The sequence below is a fragment of the Clostridium sp. ETTB3 genome (genome assembly GCF_053571985.1).
Map to the genome: position 1 here is coordinate 2,745,841 of NZ_CP199832.1, position 21,646 is coordinate 2,767,486.

At 26.4% G+C, this 21,646-nt stretch carries 23 protein-coding genes, 2 tRNA genes, 1 other RNA gene and 1 pseudogene; 7 read left to right on the forward strand and 20 right to left on the reverse strand.

The window, feature by feature from the left end:
- Nucleotides 1–228: 228 nt before the first annotated feature.
- Together ACUN06_RS13065 and ACUN06_RS13070 are read left to right on the forward strand one after the other, a co-directional pair.
- Nucleotides 229–1,020 (forward strand): thymidylate synthase, encoded by a 792-nt coding sequence (locus ACUN06_RS13065; protein ID WP_291733401.1) that lies wholly within the window; start codon nt 229–231, stop codon nt 1,018–1,020.
- Nucleotides 1,021–1,512 carry a dihydrofolate reductase gene (locus ACUN06_RS13070; protein WP_291733398.1) on the forward strand — a complete coding sequence of 164 codons (492 nt, stop codon included), beginning with the start codon at nt 1,021–1,023 and terminating at the stop codon, nt 1,510–1,512.
- Nucleotides 1,513–1,552: 40 nt separating this feature from the next.
- Here the strand turns inward: ACUN06_RS13070 and ppcA are convergent, their stop codons facing one another.
- From ppcA to ACUN06_RS13100, 6 genes are all read right to left on the reverse strand, one after another.
- A complete protein-coding gene (gene ppcA / locus ACUN06_RS13075; protein WP_291733396.1) occupies nt 1,553–3,169 on the reverse strand; it encodes a phosphoenolpyruvate carboxylase in 1,617 nt (538 codons plus the stop codon).
- Between the two features lie 403 nt (nt 3,170–3,572).
- An RNA gene (gene ffs, locus ACUN06_RS13080) (signal recognition particle sRNA large type) lies at nt 3,573–3,837 on the reverse strand.
- A gap of 3 nt (nt 3,838–3,840) precedes the next feature.
- A tRNA-Ser gene (locus ACUN06_RS13085) sits at nt 3,841–3,930 on the reverse strand.
- Between the two features lie 195 nt (nt 3,931–4,125).
- Nucleotides 4,126–4,899, reverse strand: a complete 774-nt coding sequence (gene lgt / locus ACUN06_RS13090) for a prolipoprotein diacylglyceryl transferase (protein WP_294369332.1) — start codon at nt 4,897–4,899, stop codon at nt 4,126–4,128.
- Nucleotides 4,896–5,369, reverse strand: a complete 474-nt coding sequence (locus tag ACUN06_RS13095) for a nucleoside deaminase (protein ID WP_291733392.1) — start codon at nt 5,367–5,369, stop codon at nt 4,896–4,898. Before ACUN06_RS13095 ends, lgt begins: the two co-directional genes overlap by 4 nt.
- A gap of 88 nt (nt 5,370–5,457) precedes the next feature.
- Complete coding sequence (locus ACUN06_RS13100) at nt 5,458–6,702, reverse strand: HlyC/CorC family transporter (protein ID WP_291733390.1); 1,245 nt, start codon at nt 6,700–6,702, stop codon at nt 5,458–5,460.
- A 171-nt stretch (nt 6,703–6,873) separates the two neighbouring features.
- On the opposite strand from ACUN06_RS13100, the gene ACUN06_RS13105 reads away from it, so the two are divergent.
- Nucleotides 6,874–7,767, forward strand: coding sequence for a DUF368 domain-containing protein (locus ACUN06_RS13105; RefSeq protein WP_449389932.1), 894 nt, complete (start codon nt 6,874–6,876; stop codon nt 7,765–7,767).
- A 49-nt stretch (nt 7,768–7,816) separates the two neighbouring features.
- On the opposite strand, the gene ACUN06_RS13110 is transcribed toward ACUN06_RS13105, so the two are convergent.
- Together ACUN06_RS13110 and ACUN06_RS13115 are read right to left on the reverse strand one after the other, a co-directional pair.
- Nucleotides 7,817–7,891, reverse strand: a tRNA-Arg gene (locus ACUN06_RS13110).
- Nucleotides 7,892–7,948: 57 nt separating this feature from the next.
- On the reverse strand, nt 7,949–8,404 hold the full coding sequence (locus ACUN06_RS13115; protein ID WP_291733385.1) for a staygreen family protein: 456 nt from the start codon (nt 8,402–8,404) through the stop codon (nt 7,949–7,951).
- A 149-nt stretch (nt 8,405–8,553) separates the two neighbouring features.
- On the opposite strand from ACUN06_RS13115, the gene ACUN06_RS13120 reads away from it, so the two are divergent.
- A complete protein-coding gene (locus ACUN06_RS13120) occupies nt 8,554–9,273 on the forward strand; it encodes a lysophospholipid acyltransferase family protein (RefSeq protein WP_291733382.1) in 720 nt (239 codons plus the stop codon).
- A 368-nt stretch (nt 9,274–9,641) separates the two neighbouring features.
- On the forward strand, nt 9,642–11,258 hold the full coding sequence (locus ACUN06_RS13125; RefSeq protein ID WP_294369322.1) for a DEAD/DEAH box helicase: 1,617 nt from the start codon (nt 9,642–9,644) through the stop codon (nt 11,256–11,258).
- A 69-nt stretch (nt 11,259–11,327) separates the two neighbouring features.
- On the opposite strand, the gene ACUN06_RS13130 is transcribed toward ACUN06_RS13125, so the two are convergent.
- The 5 genes from ACUN06_RS13130 to ACUN06_RS13150 form a co-directional block, all read right to left on the reverse strand.
- A complete protein-coding gene (locus tag ACUN06_RS13130; protein ID WP_291733378.1) occupies nt 11,328–11,633 on the reverse strand; it encodes a hypothetical protein in 306 nt (101 codons plus the stop codon).
- A gap of 55 nt (nt 11,634–11,688) precedes the next feature.
- Nucleotides 11,689–12,573: a polysaccharide deacetylase family protein gene (locus ACUN06_RS13135; protein WP_291733376.1), complete on the reverse strand. Its 885-nt coding sequence runs from the start codon at nt 12,571–12,573 to the stop codon at nt 11,689–11,691.
- A 697-nt stretch (nt 12,574–13,270) separates the two neighbouring features.
- Nucleotides 13,271–13,453, reverse strand: coding sequence for a hypothetical protein (locus tag ACUN06_RS13140; RefSeq protein ID WP_196002073.1), 183 nt, complete (start codon nt 13,451–13,453; stop codon nt 13,271–13,273).
- A 120-nt stretch (nt 13,454–13,573) separates the two neighbouring features.
- Nucleotides 13,574–13,915, reverse strand: a complete 342-nt coding sequence (locus ACUN06_RS13145) for a zinc ribbon domain-containing protein YjdM (RefSeq protein WP_294399597.1) — start codon at nt 13,913–13,915, stop codon at nt 13,574–13,576.
- Between the two features lie 401 nt (nt 13,916–14,316).
- Nucleotides 14,317–15,384, reverse strand: coding sequence for a C45 family autoproteolytic acyltransferase/hydolase (locus ACUN06_RS13150; RefSeq protein WP_291735442.1), 1,068 nt, complete (start codon nt 15,382–15,384; stop codon nt 14,317–14,319).
- 1,213 nt (nt 15,385–16,597) lie between these two features.
- Between ACUN06_RS13150 and ACUN06_RS13155 the strand changes: the two genes are divergently transcribed.
- Entirely contained in the window at nt 16,598–16,858 is a 261-nt protein-coding gene (locus ACUN06_RS13155) for a hypothetical protein (protein ID WP_294162711.1), read from the forward strand.
- A gap of 478 nt (nt 16,859–17,336) precedes the next feature.
- Here the strand turns inward: ACUN06_RS13155 and ACUN06_RS13160 are convergent.
- From ACUN06_RS13160 to ACUN06_RS13180, 5 genes and pseudogenes are all read right to left on the reverse strand, one after another.
- Nucleotides 17,337–17,522 (reverse strand): annotated as a pseudogene (locus ACUN06_RS13160) (transposase); the annotation flags it as partial.
- A gap of 21 nt (nt 17,523–17,543) precedes the next feature.
- Nucleotides 17,544–17,972 (reverse strand): regulatory YrvL family protein, encoded by a 429-nt coding sequence (locus ACUN06_RS13165; RefSeq protein ID WP_294369319.1) that lies wholly within the window; start codon nt 17,970–17,972, stop codon nt 17,544–17,546.
- 134 nt (nt 17,973–18,106) lie between these two features.
- Nucleotides 18,107–18,484 (reverse strand): recombinase family protein, encoded by a 378-nt coding sequence (locus ACUN06_RS13170; protein WP_449389933.1) that lies wholly within the window; start codon nt 18,482–18,484, stop codon nt 18,107–18,109.
- 197 nt (nt 18,485–18,681) lie between these two features.
- Complete coding sequence (locus tag ACUN06_RS13175; protein WP_449389934.1) at nt 18,682–19,671, reverse strand: M28 family peptidase; 990 nt, start codon at nt 19,669–19,671, stop codon at nt 18,682–18,684.
- A gap of 207 nt (nt 19,672–19,878) precedes the next feature.
- Complete coding sequence (locus ACUN06_RS13180; protein ID WP_291735608.1) at nt 19,879–20,175, reverse strand: hypothetical protein; 297 nt, start codon at nt 20,173–20,175, stop codon at nt 19,879–19,881.
- A 215-nt stretch (nt 20,176–20,390) separates the two neighbouring features.
- Here ACUN06_RS13180 and ACUN06_RS13185 point away from each other — a divergent pair, with 215 nt between their 5' ends.
- Complete coding sequence (locus ACUN06_RS13185; protein WP_041081648.1) at nt 20,391–20,492, forward strand: putative holin-like toxin; 102 nt, start codon at nt 20,391–20,393, stop codon at nt 20,490–20,492.
- A gap of 190 nt (nt 20,493–20,682) precedes the next feature.
- On the opposite strand, the gene ACUN06_RS13190 is transcribed toward ACUN06_RS13185, so the two are convergent.
- Together ACUN06_RS13190 and ACUN06_RS13195 are read right to left on the reverse strand one after the other, a co-directional pair.
- Nucleotides 20,683–21,117 carry a DUF3021 family protein gene (locus ACUN06_RS13190; RefSeq protein ID WP_449389935.1) on the reverse strand — a complete coding sequence of 145 codons (435 nt, stop codon included), beginning with the start codon at nt 21,115–21,117 and terminating at the stop codon, nt 20,683–20,685.
- A 10-nt stretch (nt 21,118–21,127) separates the two neighbouring features.
- The gene (locus ACUN06_RS13195; protein WP_294126641.1) at nt 21,128–21,568 is read right to left on the reverse strand and encodes a LytTR family DNA-binding domain-containing protein; all 441 of its coding nucleotides are present in this window, start codon (nt 21,566–21,568) and stop codon (nt 21,128–21,130) included.
- Between the last annotated feature and the right edge of the window lie 78 nt (nt 21,569–21,646).

Sequence of the window (21,646 nt, forward strand, 5' to 3'; positions counted from 1 at the left end):
TTTGCATATTTTTGCAAAGCCTTAAATTATCTTTTAATTTCACAAACTCTTTAAAATTTCTATTCGTTATTTTTTTAACATTTTCTCATGCATTCCTTGCATTATATTGTTATTTTTTTAACCTTTAGGCAAATAGAGGTTTTTCTCGACTTATTTCATTTTTATTTTTTTAATGTTTTATAGTAAAATAATATCCATATATATTTTTTATTTTTAGGAGGTATTCATATGAGTCTTTATGATAAAAAATACTTAAGTATAGTTGAAGACATATTAAACAATGGATATTATGATAACAATAGAACAGGTATGCCTACATATAAGCTACCACATCAAATAATGCAGTTTAATTTAGAAAAAGAATTTCCTATATTAACTACTAAATTTGTTGCATTTAAAACTGCAGTTAAGGAAATGCTTTGGATTTATAGAGATCAATCTAATGATGTTACTAAATTACAAGAACAAAATGTTCATATTTGGGATGAATGGGTTGATGAAAATAACACTATCGGTCGTGGATATGGTTATCAAATAGCTAAATTCAATCAAATCGATAAACTTATCGAAACATTAAAAACAAATCCTCAGGATAGAAGAATGCTTATGACTATGTGGAACATAGAAGATCTACCTCACATGACTTTACAACCATGTTGTTTTATGACTCTGTGGGATGTAACAGATGGTAAATTAAACTGTATGTTAATTCAACGTAGTGGAGATATTCCATTAGGTGTACCTTTTAATACGTCTCAATATGCCGTACTAGTTCATTTAATTGCACAAGTAACTGGTCTTAAACCAGGCTTATTTACTCATGTAATTAATAATGCTCACATATACGAAAACCAAGTAGAAGGAATGAAGCTTCAGTTAACTAGAGCTAATGACGAATATGAAGCTCCAAAACTTTGGATTAATCCAGAAATAACTAACTTTTATGATTTTACAGCAGATGATATTAAATTAATTGATTATAAATATCATCCAGCAATCAAAATGGAGGTATCTGTTTAAATGCTATCAATCATAGTTGCTATGGCTGAAAATAATGTTATTGGAAAAGATAACAAGCTTTTATGGCATGTTCCTGAAGATCTTAAAAGATTTAAATCTATAACTTCTGGAAATATAATAATAATGGGTAGAAAAACTTTTGAATCACTACCAGGGGTATTACCTAATAGGAAGCATGTAATAATAACAAGAGATGAAAATTATTCTGTGGATAACCCTAATGTAGAAGTTATCCACAACTTATCTCAAGTTATCAACACTTATAAAAATCCATCTAAACACGCATTTATAATAGGTGGAGGAGATATTTACAAACAAGTTATCCACATTGTGGATAAAATTTTCTTAACAAAAATTTATGAATCATTTGAAGGTGACACTACTTTTCCACAGATAGATTTTAATGAATTTAATATTGAATTTGAATCTGAAATTTATACTAGTGAAAAAAATAATTTAAAGTATCAATTTATAGATTTAACTAGAAAATAAAAAAGTCGGTATTGCCGACTTTTTATTTTAAGTATTAAATTTATCCTATACTTCCTCTTACTTTACCCATTCTAACAATCCATTCATTAAGAATTTTTAATTCTTCTGTTTTACTTTGAATTATATCATCCTCTAATCCTATTAAATGCATTATTATAGGTCTAGTCGTTTTTAATAACGTATGGTAAAATTCATTATCATTCATAAATTCATAATCTAATCCAAGATCTAGTATTTCATTTACATATTTCATGTCTTCTTTATACTCTTGCCTTGCACTTTCATCTATTATCTTTTTACTAACCCCTGAATTGGCAAATCTAGCTGCAAATCCTAAATCATCTCTTAACATAGGATAAAATTCAATTAATTTATTTATCCCTTGCTGACCAAACTTATCCTTAATTTCTTTAAGTCCTCTCCCCATTCCTAATAATTCTGGTGGCATTCCTAATGTATACATAGCACCTGTGAATGAAATAGCTCTTGGAACAGCATATTCTGTTGAATTATCTATATTTAATATTTCATCTTTTAACTTTTCATCAACTACTAAATTTGCTATATTATCAAGATTAGCAACTTCTCTATTATATTCTAGTCCAGTTTTAGCCTTAGTTAATCTATCCCTATTTTTAGGTATAAAATCAGATACAAATGAAACAGTGTTTATTATTTTCAAGAATGTAGTTAAATAATGCTTTGATAATATACCTATAAATTCCTTCATAAGCGCTATATCTTCCTCAGAAAATTTCCTAGGTTCATACATTCCCATTTTTTCCTTAAGTTCTTTAGCTGCCTTTTTAGTTTCACCTTGACCATGATCATATCTTAATGCTGATTGGAAAGTAAAAGTTTTTACTCCGGCATAAGTTTGTAATATCTTATCTATATTTTCACCAGTAAAATGACCTCTAAACGGTAATGAACCACATCCTAATATAGGTGCAATCTCTATTCCATGCTCTTCCCCCCATTTATAAGCTTTATCTATAGCCATTACTACTGATAATACCCCAGAAATAAGCCCATATGACATAGCTGTATCAGAACGAGCTATCATAAACCTTAAATATTCTATATTAAAATTTTTCTTTTTTGAAATTTCATAAAAATCATTCAGTATCTTATCAACATTAACTAGCGCAGGAACATCTTCAACTAACGGTATTATTCTTACACTATTTTCTTCAAATTTTACAGGATAATTTTTATTTCCTAACTCAATAACTGAATTTACCCTTTCCTGAAATTCTGCAATTTCTTCCCCTGTCTCTACCATAGGAACAACAACTTCTCTTATAGCTTGTATGCCTGTTAATTGATAAGCTTGTGCATTAGTTTCAACAATAGACATTATACTCATTAATTGTCTAAATACAGATTCCTTATTTGCATTTGGTATTCTTGGCGTTATTCTAACATCTTTACCAGGTATTATATTTTTGCTTATTAACCCAATAGCAATTTGCGATGTTTGATGATAAGGTGTTAATTTCCCCTCAAAATCTATCATAACCTCTTCTATTCCAAGTCCACCTTCATTCTGAGCTGTTAGTCCTTGTATTGCTTCCTCCGGTTCTTGCTGAATTGATATATACTGTTCTACATTATCAGGATGTTGTGTCATCATTGATGCTGGAAATTTTCTCATTTAAATAACCCCCTTAAAATTTTTGACTTTTACACTTCTATTATATTTCATTTAATAAGATTTTTACAAGTGTTTTATTAAAAATTTGCAATTTTTACTCACCCTAAATTTCATTTGGTTTTTATTTACTTTTTATATTTTTTAAAATTTCTATTTATTTTTATAAGAAAATTAAAAAAGGGCAGAAAAATAGGGATATTCCAAAAGGAATTTCCCTATTTTTCTGTCCTATTGTTTTTTGTCCTATATTGTTAATCCTATTGAAGAGTAACCGTAATTTAATAATAAAATTTAATTATAAAAAATGAAAAGTCATTTTCTATATTATCAATATTCATATTAATAAAAATTATTATAAACATTAAAAAAGCCTTTCTTTCTAAAAGAAAGGATAAAATTAAAACCGTACACCTCACTTCGACAGTAACCTCTAAGCGTTACCTATGTAGTTAACTCAAGCAAGATTTATCCATGTCACACGCAGGGGCTGCTTATCGCTGCTTTCTTCCGAACCTGACGAGGTTCACAGTCTTACGTCGCATGGGACCCGGCCATCAACACCACTTGCATAGGGCAGACCAAACAAATTAAAAGCCTCTGTGAGGAATTCAATCCTGCTATAGCGGATTGCAGGTTACAGGGCACCGCTAACTCCCCATCTAGTACGGCTATGGCGGAGAAAGTGGGATTTGAACCCACGATAGAGTTTCCCCTATACACGCGTTCCAGGCGTGCTCCTTCAACCACTCAGACATCTCTCCATATTGTACTTTATAAATAAAATTAAAATTATTTAATCTTATTTACTTTTGATACTTTTTCATTCTAACACAAATATTATTGTAGTTCAATAGAAAGATTTACTTTCACATTTCATCATAAATTTACAAAAATATTATTAAGTAAAATTTAAGAGACTAACATTAATATTTGTTAATCTCTTAAATTTACTTATTTTAATTTATATTTTTATTTTTTTGAAACTTAACTGCTACAAATATAATAATTGTTCCAATTATTATTCCTATTAAACTTACTATTTGAGCTGTTTTTAATCCAAAAAACATTAAGCTATCTGTTCTTAATCCTTCAATAAAAAACCTTCCTAAAGAATAAAGCACCATATAACTTCCTATTATAATTCCATGTTGCTGTTTCTTTTTATATAAAATAAATATTAATATTAAAAATACAACTAAATCCCATATAGATTCATATAAAAATGTTGGATGATAATAAGTTCCATTTATAAGCATTCTATTTTGTATAAACTGTGGAAACTTGCTTATAAATTGCTCTGTAACCGGACCTCCATGTGCTTCTTGATTCATGAAATTTCCCCATCTTCCAATTGCTTGAGCTAATATTATACCTGGCATTATTACATCAATATATTCAAAAAAATTAATTTTTTTAACTTTTGTAAATATATAAGCTGTTAATAATCCTCCTATTAATCCACCATGAATGGCCATTCCACCATTTCTTATATTTATTACATCTATAAATGAATGATAATTTTTATATTCAAATGCAACATAATAAAGTCTTGCGCCAATTATTGCAAATGGAAAACTCCATAAAAATCCGTCCGTTATAATATCAAAATCTAATCCCTTTTTCTTTGCAAGAATATAAGATATAAAAAATGCAACTAATACCCCTCCTGCAATAATTATTCCATACCATCTTATAGGATAACCAAATAATTCAAATGCTACTGGATTCATTCCTTATCCTCCCATCTTTCTATTAATTTCATTTGTCTTTTTTCATAAAAAAACTTACTTATTAAATCACTACATTCTTTATTATAGCACCAATTTATTGATGTGTGGCTATTAAAAATATCATAATCCAAAATATTTAAAATAGTTCCACATGCCCCCATATCTTTATTAAATGTTCCAATATATAGCTTTGAAATCCTGGATTGTCCTATTGCTGATGCACACATTGAACATGGCTCCATTGTTACATACATACTAGCTCCACTTAATCTCCAGTCTCCTAATATCCTACATGCTTCTTCAATTGCTAAGATTTCTGCATGTGATATTATAGATTTATTATTTTCCCTTAAATTATGTGCCTTAGCTATTACTACATTATCCTTTACTATTACAGCTCCTACAGGAACCTCTCCCTTTAAATACGCCTTCTTAGCTTCTTCTAAAGCAATATGCATATAATCATCCATTTAATAAATCTTCCTCCTACTTAAGCTAAAATTTAAGAGTTAAGAGTTATAGATAAAATTTCTTATCTTATTAACCCTTAACTCTTAATTATGTGTAAATTCTCACCTTTTTTATTCTATTTTTATCAACTTCTTCAACAACAAATCTTATATTGCCAATATTGACTTCTTCTTTATTTTCTGGAAATCTGCCTAACTCACCTATTATTAATCCACCAATAGAATCAAATTCCTGTGATTCCATATTTACTCCAACTAAATCACTTATATCATCAAGTCTAGCGCTTCCATCCACTATATATTCATCTTCTTTTACAACTTCTATTTCTTTGTCATAATCATCATACTCATCTTCTATATCACCAAACACTTCTTCAATTAAATCTTCAATGGTTACTATACCAACAGTTCCACCATATTCATCTAAAACAACACTTAAATGATTTCGTGTTTTTTTCATTTCATTAAATAACTCTTTAATCTTTTTAAATTCAAATGTATAATAAGGCTCCCTCATATAATCTGAAACCTTAAATCCTTCTTTGTTTTGTCCAGCTATAATTAAATCCTTAACATATAAAACTCCTACTATATCATCAATAGTTTGATTGTATACTGGAATCCTAGAAAATTGTTCTTTCTTTATAACCTCCAAAACTTCTTCATAAGTTGCTTCAGAATCTACTGCTACAATATCAACTCTTTGAACCATAACATCTTTAGCTTGTGAATCAGCGAAATCAAAAACATTAAAAATCATTTCTTTTTCAACACCTTCAAGCACTCCTTCTTCTTCGCTAACTCCAACCATGGTTTTTAATTCTTCTTCTGTTATAAATGGCTCTGTAGCCTTTGGATCTCCACCCAACATTCTTATAAAAGCACCTGATATAAATGTAAATATACCAACAAAAGGCTTTAATACCTTAACTATAATATTAATAGGTTTACTTACCTTTAATGACACTTCTTCAGATTTTTGCTTTGCTATCGATTTTGGAGTTATTTCTCCAAAAATAAGTACTAATACAGTCATAACTGCAGTTGCTATTCCAACACCACTTGGTCCTACTAAAGATACAAATAATGTTGTTGCTAATGATGATGCTAAAATATTTACTATGTTATTACCTATTAATATGGCTCCTAACAATTTATTTGGATCTTCTGTTAGCTTTTCAACTAATTTAGCTCCCTTTACTCCATCCTCTACCATATGTCTTATCCTTATTTTGCTTAGCGCCATAAGTGCCGTTTCAGACATTGAAAAAAATCCAGACAATATAAGTAAAATTATAAGTATTATTATCTGCCACACTTGACTGGGTTCCAAAAAAATCACTCTCCTAGTAATTTAATAAAATATTTTAATATTTATTATACCATACGTTAATGCTATATGATATAATTTACCAATAAATAGGTATTAAATTTTACATTTTATTATTTTCTTATATTTAGTATTATAATCATATATTTAACATATTAATTTTGAGGTGATATCATGTATATTATTAATTTTATTAGAGGCTTTTTTATGTCCTTAGCTGATAGTGTACCTGGAGTTTCAGGGGGTACTATTGCATTTATTTTAGGATTCTATGATGATTTCATATGCTCATTAAATTCTCTAATCTCTAAAAATAGTAAAGAAGATAAAAAACAAGCTATATTCTTCTTGATAAAATTAGGTATTGGATGGATAACTGGTATGGTTTTATCTGTATTAATATTATCTTCAATATTTGATTCACATATTTATAGCATAAGCTCTTTATTTACAGGATTTATAATAGTTGCAATTCCATTAATAATTAAGCAAGAAAAAGATTCTTTAATTGGTAAATATAAAAATATTATTTTTACATTAATAGGTACATTAATAGTTGCATTAATTACTTACTTTAATCCATCTGGTACTAATGGTGGTATGAATCTTTCGTTAGAAAACTTAAGTATAGGCCTTGGAATTTTTATATTTGTTGCTGGAATGATTGCAATTTCTGCTATGGTTCTTCCAGGTATATCTGGTTCAACATTATTATTAATATTTGGACTTTACACTGGAATTATAAACTCAATAAAAGAAGTACTTCATCTTAATTTTTCTTATTTACCTGTATTAATAATATTTGGATTAGGTGTAATAACAGGAATTTTAAGTACAATTAAACTTATTAAGTTCTTATTAAGCAAATATAGATCTGCTATGATTTATTTAATATTAGGATTAATGCTTGGATCATTATATGCAGTATTTATGGGCCCTACAACTTTAGAAGTTCCTCAACCAGCAATGAATTTATCAAGCTTTAACTGGATATTCTTTATTATAGGTGGAGCATTAATTATAGCATTAGAAAAATTTAAAAATATTTTAGAAAAAAAATCTAAATAATATAAATAAAAATCGCTAAGAAATTAATTTTCTTAGCGATTTTTATTTATGGTACTCCCAACAGGAATCGAACCTGTATCTATCCCTTAGGAGGGGACTATTCTATCCATTAAACTATGAGAGCAAACCCTATAAATATATTTTATTACAACTATAATTATATGTCAATTTTTTCTACATATTAACCATTATACTTATAATCACCTAATACTCCCCACTCTTCTATACTATTATATTTTTCAATTTTAGATTTAAAATATACTATAACATGTGAATAATATAAAAATTTATTATTTTCAATCATAAGTCTATCACCATATACAATCGCTTTAAGTGCTAAGGGTAACTCCTCCCTAAAAATTTTATTTCTCAATATTACCTTAACAAGTGATTCTCCATTATCAACTTCTAGCTTAACTTTTAAATAATATTTATCATCTTTTTCCCAAGATGCAAAAACTTCATCTCTCATATTATAATTAATACTTTTATAATCATAAGTTTTTCCTATTGTTAAAAATAAATTTGCAGTTTTATCACTATGGGTTAAAGTATATTTTCTTGGAGTTTCTAATAATTTTTTATTTATTTCTTGCCTATATATTACTTTTAATTTATTAGGATTAAATTTATACATTGTTATTTTCTCCATATAAAAATTCATTTTAAAATTAATATATTCATATATTAGTATTTAGTTTATTTTTTACCTTACAAATCCTACTATAACGCTATACTTTATAGTATACTTTAATTAATATTTAAAATTTGAGGAGTGACAAAGTTATGATTAGAACTATAATATGGTTCATATGGTTTGTTTTAAGCTTATTAATAAGTTTACCATTTTCACTTAGAGTAAAATACTTAATAAAGAAAAATAAGATAGAGGAAAGTGAAGCATTAATATATAAATGCACTAATATCTGGGCTAAATCCTTATTAAAATTAGCTGGTGTTAAAATTAATGTTCATGGCATTGAAAATATTCCTAAAGATAAAACTGTATTATTTGTAGGTAACCATCAAGGAAATTTCGATATCCCTATATATATGACCCAAATGCCTAGAGTTATAGGATTTATTTCAAAAATTGAAGTTGAAAAAATTCCTGTAGTAAAAACTTGGATGACTTTTATGCATTGTGTATTTATGGATAGAAGTAACTTAAGAAAATCTAGTGAATCAATTATTAAAGGTATTAAATTATTAAAGGACAACCATTCCTTAGTAATATTTCCTGAAGGAACTAGAAGTAAGGGTGGTCCTATAAAAGAATTTAAAGCAGGAAGCTTCAAATTAGCTACTAAATCTAAATCTCCAATAGTTCCTGTTACTATAGATGGATCATATAAAATTATGGAACATGGAAATGGTCCATGGATTAAACCTGCAATAGTAAATCTTTATATACATCCTGCTATTGAAACAGCATCTTTAAATAGAGAAGAACAAGAAGAATTACATAAGAAGGTTCAAGATATTATTTCATCTAAACTTTCTTAATATTTAAGATGAGCGCTTGCTCATCTTTTTTTATACAAAAAAATAGAGTACATAGGTAGATAAACTTCCCACATACTCCATGACACAATAACACAATATTTAAAATTTAAGTAATGACTATTTCCATTGCATATTTTGAACTATTTTTATCAAATTGTCAATTATATTTTTTTGGAATTTTTCATTTTCCCCTTAGAAAACATTTTCAATGCTACTTATCTTAAAAATAAACTAGTATTTCTAATTTTACAATAAATACTTAGTGCATTAATTATATTTTTGCTATATACTTAATAAAGTCGATTGATGAGAGATAATTATTTAAATAATTTGAAATAAATAAAAATATATGAAAAAGAGGATATTATATGACGAATTTAAAATTTACTGATTTAGGCTTAAAGGAGACTTTAGTAAAAGCCATTGACGACTTAGGTTTTATTACACCATCTCCAATTCAAGCTGAAGCAATTCCAGTTGCACTTGAAGGTATTGATATAATCGGTCAAGCACAAACTGGTACTGGTAAAACTGCTGCATTTGGTTTACCTTTAATCAATAACTTAACTGTAAAAAATGCAATTGGGTCAATAATTCTTGCTCCAACAAGAGAATTAGCTATACAAGTACATGATGAATTAGTAAAATTAACTAAGTACGAAAAATTAAATATCGTTGCTGTATATGGTGGTTCACCAATTCACATTCAAGCAAGAGATTTAAAAAAAGCTAACATTGTAGTAGGAACTCCAGGTAGAGTCTTAGACCATATTAGAAGAGGCAATTTACCTTTATCTTGTGTAGAATTTTTAGTTTTAGATGAAGCTGATGAAATGTTAAACATGGGATTCATTGATGATATGGAAGAAATAATGAAGAGCATTCCTGAAGAAAGACAAACTATGCTATTCTCAGCAACAATGCCACCACAAATAAAGAAATTATCTAAAAAATATTTAAAAGAAGATGCTAAACATGTTGCTATTGCAAGAAAAGAATTAACTGGTTCTACAATTACTCAAAATTATTTTGAAGTTAATGGTTCTCAAAGATTAGAAGCTCTTTGCAGATTAATAGATCTTGATAATCCATCTGCTGGTATTATCTTCTGCAGAACTAAAAAGGGCGTTGATGAATTAGTTGCTTCAATGCAAGCTAAAGGTTATATGGTTGAAGGAATGCATGGAGACATGTCTCAAATTCAAAGAATAAAAACTTTAAATAAGTTTAAAAATGGTTCTTTAAAATTCTTAGTTGCTACAGACGTTGCTGCTAGAGGAATTGACGTTGATGGTGTTACTCACGTATTTAACTATGAATTACCTCAAGATATTGAATCATATGTTCATAGAATTGGTAGAACTGGTAGAGCTGGACGTGAAGGAACTGCTTACAGCATAATAACTCCTAAAGAATTTGGATTCCTTAAGCAAATTAAAAATGTTACTAAGAGTAATATTGAAAGAAAGCAAGTACCTACAGTTCAAGAAATTTATAATGCTAAATTTAAAATAATGACAGAAGAAGTTTCTTCAATAATTGAAGCTGAAGATTATTCTAAATTTGTAGATATAGCAACAGAATTAACACAAACTCATGATTCTGTTAAGGTTATAGCTTCTTTACTTCAAAGCCAATTTAAAAATCAATTATCTTTTGATTATTCTTCTGACAAATTAGAATCACCTGCTAAGGTTAAGGGAGATGATGTTAGATTATTCTTCTCAGCTGGTAGAAGAGATGGCTTAACTATTAAAACATTAATTAGCTACATTAAGAATAATGCAAAAGTAGGAGCATCTCAAATAAGAGATATTGATATAATGGAGAACTTTGCATTTGTTAATGTTGATAACTCTATTCATAGACAAGTACTTGAAAAATGTACTGGTGGAAAAATTAATAAGAGAAGAGTTAATGTTGAAGTTTCTACTAATAACAAAAAGAAAAGCAGAAATAGAAATAGAAAATCTAAAAATAATTAATATAGCTTAATTTTAAGCTAATACATACCCCCTATAGACATTGTAATTATACATCTATAGGGGGATTTTTTATTTTTTAATCTTTAATTTAACACCTTCAATAAGATATTCTAAATGACTAACATCATAATTCTCTCTTTTAATTAATTTCACTCTTTCTTCTGCTCTTTTAACAGTTTCTAAAGCAGTATTATAATCCTTTGCTTTAACTGCACTATTAGCATATTCTATTAAATAATCTATTTTTAAAACAATTTCTGCTAGTTCTTCTCTATCATCATTAACTAGTTCCATTAAAAGATTATACACCTTAGGAGATACCTTATTTCTTGAATCCCTTAATAAACTATTATTTTTACTTGTTATTTTTGCCATTACTATTTTTCCTCCACTGTAATAAATTTATCGTTCATTATAGCATTACTTATATCTAATTAATGTACTCTGAAAATATTGATGCAAAACCTTCAATACTCATTGGTGATATTCTAACTCTTTTTAATGTATGTAGTCCATCATTTATTGATGCAAAACCACCTTGTGTTGTAACTGCTGCTTTTATTCCTAATTCTTCTTCTATTTGAATAGTTTCATCATTATATTTTCCAACAGGATAACAAAGATAATTTCCATCAGAACCTATAACATTTCTTAAGTAATCTTGAGCTCTTTTTATGGATTCATAAGCATCTGTTTTAGATAAGTTATTTAACTCTAAATGATTAGCAGTATGATTTTCAATTGACATCCCTGCTTCTTGCATTTCTTTTAAATTATCAGATGACATATAATAACCATTATCTACTCCATCTGTAATTACAAAGAATGTAGCCTTTAATTTATGATTTTTTAAAGATGGAAAAGCACTAGTATAATTATTTGCATATCCATCATCAAATGTTATTACAACAGGCCTTTTAGGTACCTTTCCAGTTCTCATTGCTTCTAATGCTTCATCCATATTCATAGCTGTAAAATTATTTGCTTCAAGCCATGCCATTTGTTCCTCAAACATTGCTGGAGGTACTAATAAATTATTACTTGGATCTTCATCACTTATAGAATGATACATAAGAATTGGTATTTTTACTTCTTCTGGTGCTATGTTTATATAATCAATTTGAGATTGACTTTGTTCTTCTGTATCATTGTTAGTATTCTCTTGCTGCTCTTCAGCAGTTTCTTTATTTTCTGTTGCTTGTTCTTGATTTGTTTCATTTACATTTTCCTTTTTTAAAACTTGATTTTTTCCACAACCTATCATTCCAAAAGTTATCAACAATAAAAATGTAATTGCTATAAATTTCTTTTTCACTTTAATTTTCCTCCTTTAATTTTACTTTTCACTTATGTAAGTTTAACTTAAATGTTTAATTTTGTAAATAAGTCTTTATTTTTAATTATCGCAATTAAATTAATTAAATATTTCATTTTTCTTATTTTTTAAATATTTTATTATCTAAAATATAAAACATTATATTTTGTATTTATTTTACATATATTTTAAATTTTTAATATATTATTATTATTTTTTCTTAAAATATTTATTTTAATTAATTTTTTAGCTATATTTTTAATTAAGTGATAATTTTACTTTCAAAAACTTAATGTTCAAAATATGATACTTAATTTTCAAAATTTTCTTTATTATATTAATAATATAAAAAATGATTTATAAAAATTAATTTAATTCTTTTAAACATTTTATAATTAACTTAATTTAAAAATTCTATATAAAAACAGATGGAGATACATTTTTTCACAAAAAATTTCATTTATATTTTTTTTCTTTTATTCTTTTTATTTTTAATACTTTTTTCCTCTTAATATATTATTTTTTACTATTTTTATTTATATTTTTGTATATTTATTTCCCTCTATTAATAATATTTAATAGAAAAAAGGGGATGTCGCATTAAGAATAAATACTACAATATATTGTGTTGATTTTTATTTTTTAAAACAATATATTGTGTATAAAATTTTTGGTGCGACAGCCCCTTTTTCAATATTTAAATTTCTTCTTTTAATATTTTATTTAACTTATTTTGAACTAACCATAATTTTTTTTGTTTTCTATTAAATGCAACCATTTTATTTTTATTATTTTTACTCTCATCAAGTAATTTTATATACTTTTCATCAGCTATTTTTAATGCATCTTCAATTACTAAAAGTTCTTCTTTAGTAAACATAAAATATCGCCTCCAATTTTTTATATTATTATTATATCATATAATAGAGATTTACATATTAAGACAGTAAAAAGAGTTGCTTAAACTTAATGTAAACAACTCTTTTATATATTATTTTAACTATATCTTTTTAACTACTGATGACTTAAGCTTCATAGCTCCAAATCCATCTATTTTACAGTCTATATCATGTCCATCAGTTACATCATAAAGAAGACGTATATTTTTAACCTTAGTTCCTTGCTTTAATGCTGATGTTGCACCCTTAACTTTTAAATCCTTAATTATAGTAACAGTATCACCATCATTTAAAACATTTCCATTTGCATCTCTAATTATGCTAGCTTCTTCTTCAGCAATTTGACTTGCAGCAGTCCATTCATGACCACATTCTGGACAAATTAAAAGACTTCCATCTTCATAAGTATATTCTGATTTACATTTTGGACAGTTTGGCAACATAACTTCATTTCCTCCATTGCTATCTCATTATTTAACTACATATTAGTTATTCTATGCATTAATATATACTATCACACAATTTCCTTACTGACAAACTTTTGAAAAATTTATACACAAATTATTTTATATAATTTTCAAAAAAATAACCTAACACTTAAGTGGGATTTTAGTGTTAGGCATACTTATATAAAAAAGGAGGATTTATTAATAATCATTAATTTTTGCATTAACTACTTTATTCTTTTATAATAATATTTATTTGTGTCATTTAGTTGTCATATTATTTTATATAAAAAATGAGCCAAAACTTTATTTATTTTTAGCTCATTTTCTTATATTTATTATAATAAACATGTTTTTTTCTATATAATTTGTTTAATTATATATATAAATATTATAAATTATTTTAATGAATAATTATAAATTCTAGACTTATCTCTAGTTGTACAAATCTGTAAAGTTAATTCATCTAAATTATATACGCATGACCATTGTGTATCTGATGGTATTTTTTCTCCATTTTCAAGTTCTCTCATGCCTTGTGATGGTACACTTAGTAAAAGCTCCATAGCTTCCTCTTCACTCATTACTCCATTTGACTCTTCTTGCTTAGACTTAATCTTTTCATAACGATCTTGCCCATAACCAGAATTCATATTATTATAAAGAACAAAATTTGTTGCTGCCGTATAACCTTCTTCTTTAGTTAAAACGTGCATTTCATTATTTATATATTCAATAACTGCCGTATTTCCACTAGCATCCGCAATTTGAAAATGATAACCTGTTTCTCCACTTGAATTCATGTCATAATTTTTAAGCAATTCAATAGCTTCATCAACTGTTGCTGCCTTATCTAAAACCATACGAATTGCAGAAGTAGTTGTTATTGGAACCTTTCCAGTATTTTGATGAACCTTTCCATCCTGAATAACAAGAACTCCAATAGCAAGCCCTTTTTCATTCATTCCATCTAATGGCGCATATGGTGCTGCTAAAGTAACAATACGATTTATTAAATTTTTAGTAGGCATATTTTCCAAACTTAATCCTAAATGATTTAAGTTAACTAAAGAAATTGATTTATATCCATTTTTAGGTTGAGTACGCACAATAAGCCCTATAGAATGTACATAATCAAAATTTCTTCCAAAAAGATTTTCATCTTCTAAATTTGTAGCAATAAAAGTACTACATGCCCCATCTGGATTAACATCAAAAGAAACTCCCTTCAATATCTGTTTAGTTACAAAGCTTACAAGCTCATCATCTGTTGCAGCTCCATTTATTAAAAACTCATCTAAATTATAATCTGCATGATAAGTCATTTCATAAAATGGATGTTCATTTAATTGTTTAAAAGATATTAATGTACGAATTTCTCCCTTAAAAATCATTCCTATTCCAATAATTAATACTAATATTAAGGATAATACACTAATACCTAATACCTTTAATTTTTTCTTCATATATTTTTCTCCTGTTTTAACTAAGTTATTCACTAAAGGTATTATACAACATTTTATTTTGATAATCAAATTATTTTTTAATCAAAATATATAACGATTTATAACTCCTACTCATCTAACTTCTATCCAACTCAATATAGTATAATTTTATCAGTAAATATTTATTTACCTTTAGCACAATATTTATTTTATAATGAGTTGTGGTGGCTCCATTGGAGATGCAGATAAATATAAAAAAAGCTATGGCCATATTTTCAACCAAAAATTATATAAAGTAATAGAATTTATAGATAGTAATAAAAGAAATCACAATATTAAAACTATGTATACTGTTCTAGGGTAGCCATAAGTACATATTATAAGTACTTTTGTAAAACTAAATCTGCAAGAGAAATAGAAAATGAGAAATAACAAAAAGCTATTATAAGAGTATATAAAGTAAATAAAGGTATATATATAGAGCATCTAGAATTGATTATATACTTTGTAAAGAAGGCTTTAATTTATCTTTAAAGAAAGTTCAAAGAAAAATGAGTGAACTTTCTCTTTACTCAATAACTGTAAAAAAATATAGACCTCATTCAAATAAAAAAGTATCATAAAATTTAGAATTCTAAAAAAATAATTCTCTATGTTTTCGGTAAAAGAATGACTAATAATTTAGTTATTAAAGCTTTAAAAAAATGCCTATTACAGCCAAAATCCTGATAAAAATAAACAAATAATAGTTCATACATATTTAGGATCACAATATACTATTAATGATTTAAAAGAGCTATATAAAGAGTTTAATATCATACAATCATTTAGTAAAAAAGTTGTCCATATGACAATACTTGCATAGAATCTTTCCATTCTTCAATAAAGAAAGAAGAAATGAAAGAGGCTTCACTCTTTTATTAATTACATGACTCCAGAGCAATGTGAATTATTAGCTAGAAGTATAGCATAAAAAAGCTTGACTTTCTGTGTCCAAGATATTGACATAAAATCAGTATTATTGGTAAGATGTTATAGAATATTGAAAATAAAGAAGGTAAAAATAATATTGAGCTTATATTATTATGTCAAATAAAACGCAAAATACTAAACATCAACACAAAAATGCAAATCATAATCTATAAGTTAAAAGTGTAAAAACTTACTTTGGAGAACCTAAAGTAAAAACTTATGACTCAACTGATTTTAAAATATAATAAGGAGGATGAATAAAGTGAATAATTATGAAAATATTTTTAGGTGGATGAAAAAAGCAACAAAAACAGAACGTCATATTGAAGAATTAGAGTTATTTGCAAAAAAACATCCAATAATATTTATGAAGTTTCATAAGGAATGTAATGCAATAATTAAATATGATGAATCTGATCCTAAATATATTAAAGCAAAAGAAGCGTTAATAAAACTATTTAATGAAAATCAAAGCAGTTTTGAACCTGTTTTTGAAGCTGTAAAAAATAAATTTAATTATTAATATTTAAAAATAAATATTAGAATATTTAAACTATACCCTTTGTCAAGGATAGTTTAAAAAAGAGTAGACTAATTTAAGAGATGATTTCTGTATTGAACAGGAGTCATCTTTTTTTAAAATCCTATAAATAATTTTGTGTATTCTGAATTTCCTCTTGGAAATAATGAGTGATTTTTAAAAATTAAATTTTATTTAGTTTTGTATAAATATAGGTTTTATTGATATTTTAAATATTACCCTATATGTATATTATCCCCACCTATTGGAAATAATATATTTTAGGGAAAATATCAAAAGAACTTTATTTTAGGTTTATCCTAATTTGAGGTTCTTTTTTCATCTAAAATATCGATAAAAATAATAGTTAATTCATTAATAACTAAATCCCAATCAGCATAAGCTCTGGTATATCTCCTTGCTAAACGTTCAACGGCTAGATATAGCATTTTCATTAAACTATCATCATTAGGAAATATTAATCCTCTCTAACTTTATAATGAATTGCATCCATAAATACAAATGAGTATGTTTTTTCTAAAGGTCTACTTTGACATTAGGCTACCAGTGGTAAGATTCTATTTGTAATATTAGATACAGTTTCAGCACTAACATCCACTCCATAAAGTTCTTTTACTTGTTCAGAAATATCATGAGTTGTCATTCCAATTAATTAAACTGGAATTTGTCAATCCGTTCCTTTAGTTTTTTTATCAACATCATTTATTCCAAATAAAGCTAATATCAAAGATACAATAATAATAGAAATATCTGTTGCCGAAACAGACTGCATAAAATAATCGACAACACGCAGACCATAAAATGTAGCAAACGTATCTAAGATAATATAAAACAGTATAGCCATTTGTTTTGGCAACTTTCCAAAAGATAGAACTACTTTAGGCAATACCTCAGCTATCAGACTAAAAGGATAAGAAATAATTGTTGCAATTACAAAAAACAGAATAATACTCCCTATTGACTCATATTCAAACCCAAATATTTTCATTATCGCTCCACATAATAAGGCAATAATAGATAATAAGCCAACAAACAATAATCCACATAAGAGAAAAATTATTAACTTTTCTTTATATCTGTTCCAAATCTCTTTCAATTATTTCACTCCCCAAATTCTAATTTACCTAATAAATATAAATATTTCTACGTGATAAAATTATAATATTTATCTATACCAATCTCAATATTTTTATTGCTATTATTCTCTATATAGCAATATCTAAGTTCAATTTACTTACACCAACATTTCTTAAAAATTAATCTTACTGACCTTGCTTCTATTTGATTAATAGTTAATTTAGTTTTTCTTCTTTTAGTTCCATCTTGATTCTCCACTGGAACTAAGTCGTGCCCTAAAACTCTTCTCCCACACCATTCTCCTGCTTTTGCTTTTGCACACATTCCCATTTTTACATTTTGAGCTATAGTACCTCTCTCAAACTCCCCTATCAATGCCATCATCTGAAATTGCATTTTTCCTGCTGGTGTACTATTATCGAATTGCTCTGAATAAGAATTGAAAGATGTACTATTCTGCTCTAGTATATCTACTATCTTTAGAACATCTGAAAGCTTTCTACTTATCCTATTAATCTTCCAAGAAATCACCACCTGAAACAATTGTTCGATTATTATATTATATCACTAATTTAATTTTCACATTTGTTTTGAATTGCGCACTAAAAAATACCGCATCTTCTTTATTGAATAATACGGTATTTTTAATAAATTAATATTTAAGTTTATTTATTAAAATCCTAAAATTTTTTTATTTAATAACTCCTCTAAATCAAAATTAAATTATGCTAATTGAATTCATATGAACTAACGAAATCATATACTGACTTAACTATCTTATCTAATCTTTCATAATCTATTAGTTCTGGTACATCATTCTCTGTATGAATTACCTCTTTTACATTTTCATCAATTATACATATGGCTGGTATTCCTACTTTGTCAAATACAACACTATCAGCGGTTCCTTTTAAATCAGTATCTAATTCTACTTCTAATCCATTATTCTCTATAACTGTTTTCATTGGTTCATATAAAGATGTATTCGTATTTGCATCTAAAAAAGTTACTTTTCTTCCATCTTTATACCCAACCGAATCGATATTAATATTTATTAGACTATTATATTTTCCATCTATATCTTCAATGAACTTTCTACTTCCTGTTAATCCCTTTTCTTCACCATTAAAGGCACAAAATATTATATCAAATTCTGGTTTTTCTATAGAATATTTATTATTTAGAGTTTCTGCTAAATCCAATAATACTGCTACACCAGATGCATTATCAATTGCTCCTTTTATTATTTTCCCATCTTGTACTCCTATATGGTCAAAATGTGCAGAAATTATTACTGCATTATTAGACGTGCCTTCTATTTTTCCAATAATATTATTAATAATCTTTACTTCTCCATAGTCATCCTCTGCAATTGAGCCATAAGTTTTATATACTTCTTGAGTATATTCATGCTTATAATTTTCTCCAAACATTGAAATTAATCTAATCTTACTAAATAAATCACTAAGGTACTCTCCAGCCAACTCATTTCCTAAACTTCCAACTAATCTTCCTTCAAATTCATCTGAGCATAGTTTATTAATTACTTCTTCTTTGTCAATCATTGCAGTTTTTTCATTGCTTTCTTCAATTGAATTATTTGTTTCAGCTGAATTTAAATCTTGTACTGTTTCAATATTTTGTATTTTATTTGTACATCCTGATAATGATACTAAAATAACTATAATAAATAAAAATATTGATATTTTCCTATACATAATAATCTCCTTTATAAATTTATTCTATATATAATACTAACCATATTATGTAAATATGAATCAATATATCTATTCACATACCATATCTTACATATTTTTAAACACCATATTATTCAATTTTCAAAGATCATTTAATTCGCAATAATTTCAAATTATTCATAAAATTAACTCTACAAATTTTAATTCAACTTAAATGTATTCACATCATTAATTTTGAAACCAATTTTCAGCATAAGATACTTTATAATGTATATCTAATTCTGATATAGAGTATGTAATAACATTGTTCTTAAAAAATGGGTCTTCTCTATAAAAATCTTCGATAATTTGTTCTGTTTCTGACTTTACTACAGTAACAGATGAACTCATATCACTTTTCAATGATGAAAATAGAACTTTACCCTCTTTCATTAACATACCTGTATATTCCTGATGCTCTTGCATCATTTTTTCAGTCATTTTTTCTGGATTAGTTACAATTCCTTCAATTAAAAAATACTTCATATTTTAATCCTCCTATGTTTAAAATTTATCGAGTAGTTTAATAATAAACGAACTCATATTCTATAAGAGAATTATAACATAATTTATAACTTTCTTTCCTCTGCATCCTTTAGAAGTTCCTTTAGTACTGGTCTATTTTTTATCTCTTTACCACTTATTCCTTAAATGTGGGCTACTGGTATCACTCACCTTTCTTGTGAAGGGAGGTGATACTAATGAGTAACGATGATTTAATGTTACTATTTACAGCAGGTATATTCTTAATAGCATTATTGACATTTATAGTGTTACTTATAGAAAAAATCTCAAAAAAATAGTAGCCCCACATCGCAATTGGAAAGCTACTATTTTTTAATCATATTAAATTATAGCGATATCAGTTGCCTAAACAACTTTAATTGTATACTATAGGGTGTTGATATCACCTTATTTTTATTATCTTCATTTCTTATTTATATTATATCAAATTTTTATAAAAAATAAACACCTATATTTTTTTATATTATTCTAATCTTTTATCTTCTGAATAATTTTCAGTCTTTCATTTATCATTTTAACATCTGTTTTATTCTCACTGATAATAGTAATTAAACAAATAGCTGCAACTATAATATATAATGAAATAACTATTGCTTGTATTAAATAATCTTCATTTAATATCCCTAAATACATAAAACTCCCCTTTAAAATTAATAAAGTAATTATTAAATGTATAAATCCTTTTATTACTAAAGACATATTTTTTATACTAAAAATTATTGTACTAGATGAGATAATAAATCCAGCTACCATAATTATAAATGTATATTTTATAATCTCACTTATTTGTATTGTTATTTGACTTGTCCCCGTTATAACTAATACACCTAATAACATACTAATAATAGCAACTAAACTTATTATTGCTCCTGCTATTCCCCTTTTTAATATCTCTTTTATCATCTAAGTCACCTCATATATCTAATATCTTTTTTACTTTTTTCAAATATCTTCTTGATATATATTCTTTTTCACCATTTTTAAAATTAATTGTTATCATACCATTAATACTAGCTTCTAAATTTTCTATTTTATAAATATTGATAATAGCTGAATTAGAAATTCGTACAAACTTATTTCCATCAAGAATTTCTTCCAATTCATATAACCTATGATTAACTATATATTTTTTATCTTTTGTACGTGCATATACCTTTTTATTTTCTGCATAAATTGAATATATATCATTAATATTTAATAAATATATCTTCTCTTTGCTGTATGCATTTAGTACAGATTTTTTCATTTTTAGGTTTTCCAATATAAACCTTAAATTTTCATCTTCTTTACTTGGCGTATATATCTCTATAAAAATTTCATCTATTTTTTCATCTATATTTATTTTTACTTTCATTTTGCATCTCCTTACCATCATTAGTATATCTAATTACTTACACATTGAATATATTTCTACGATATATGGCATTAGATA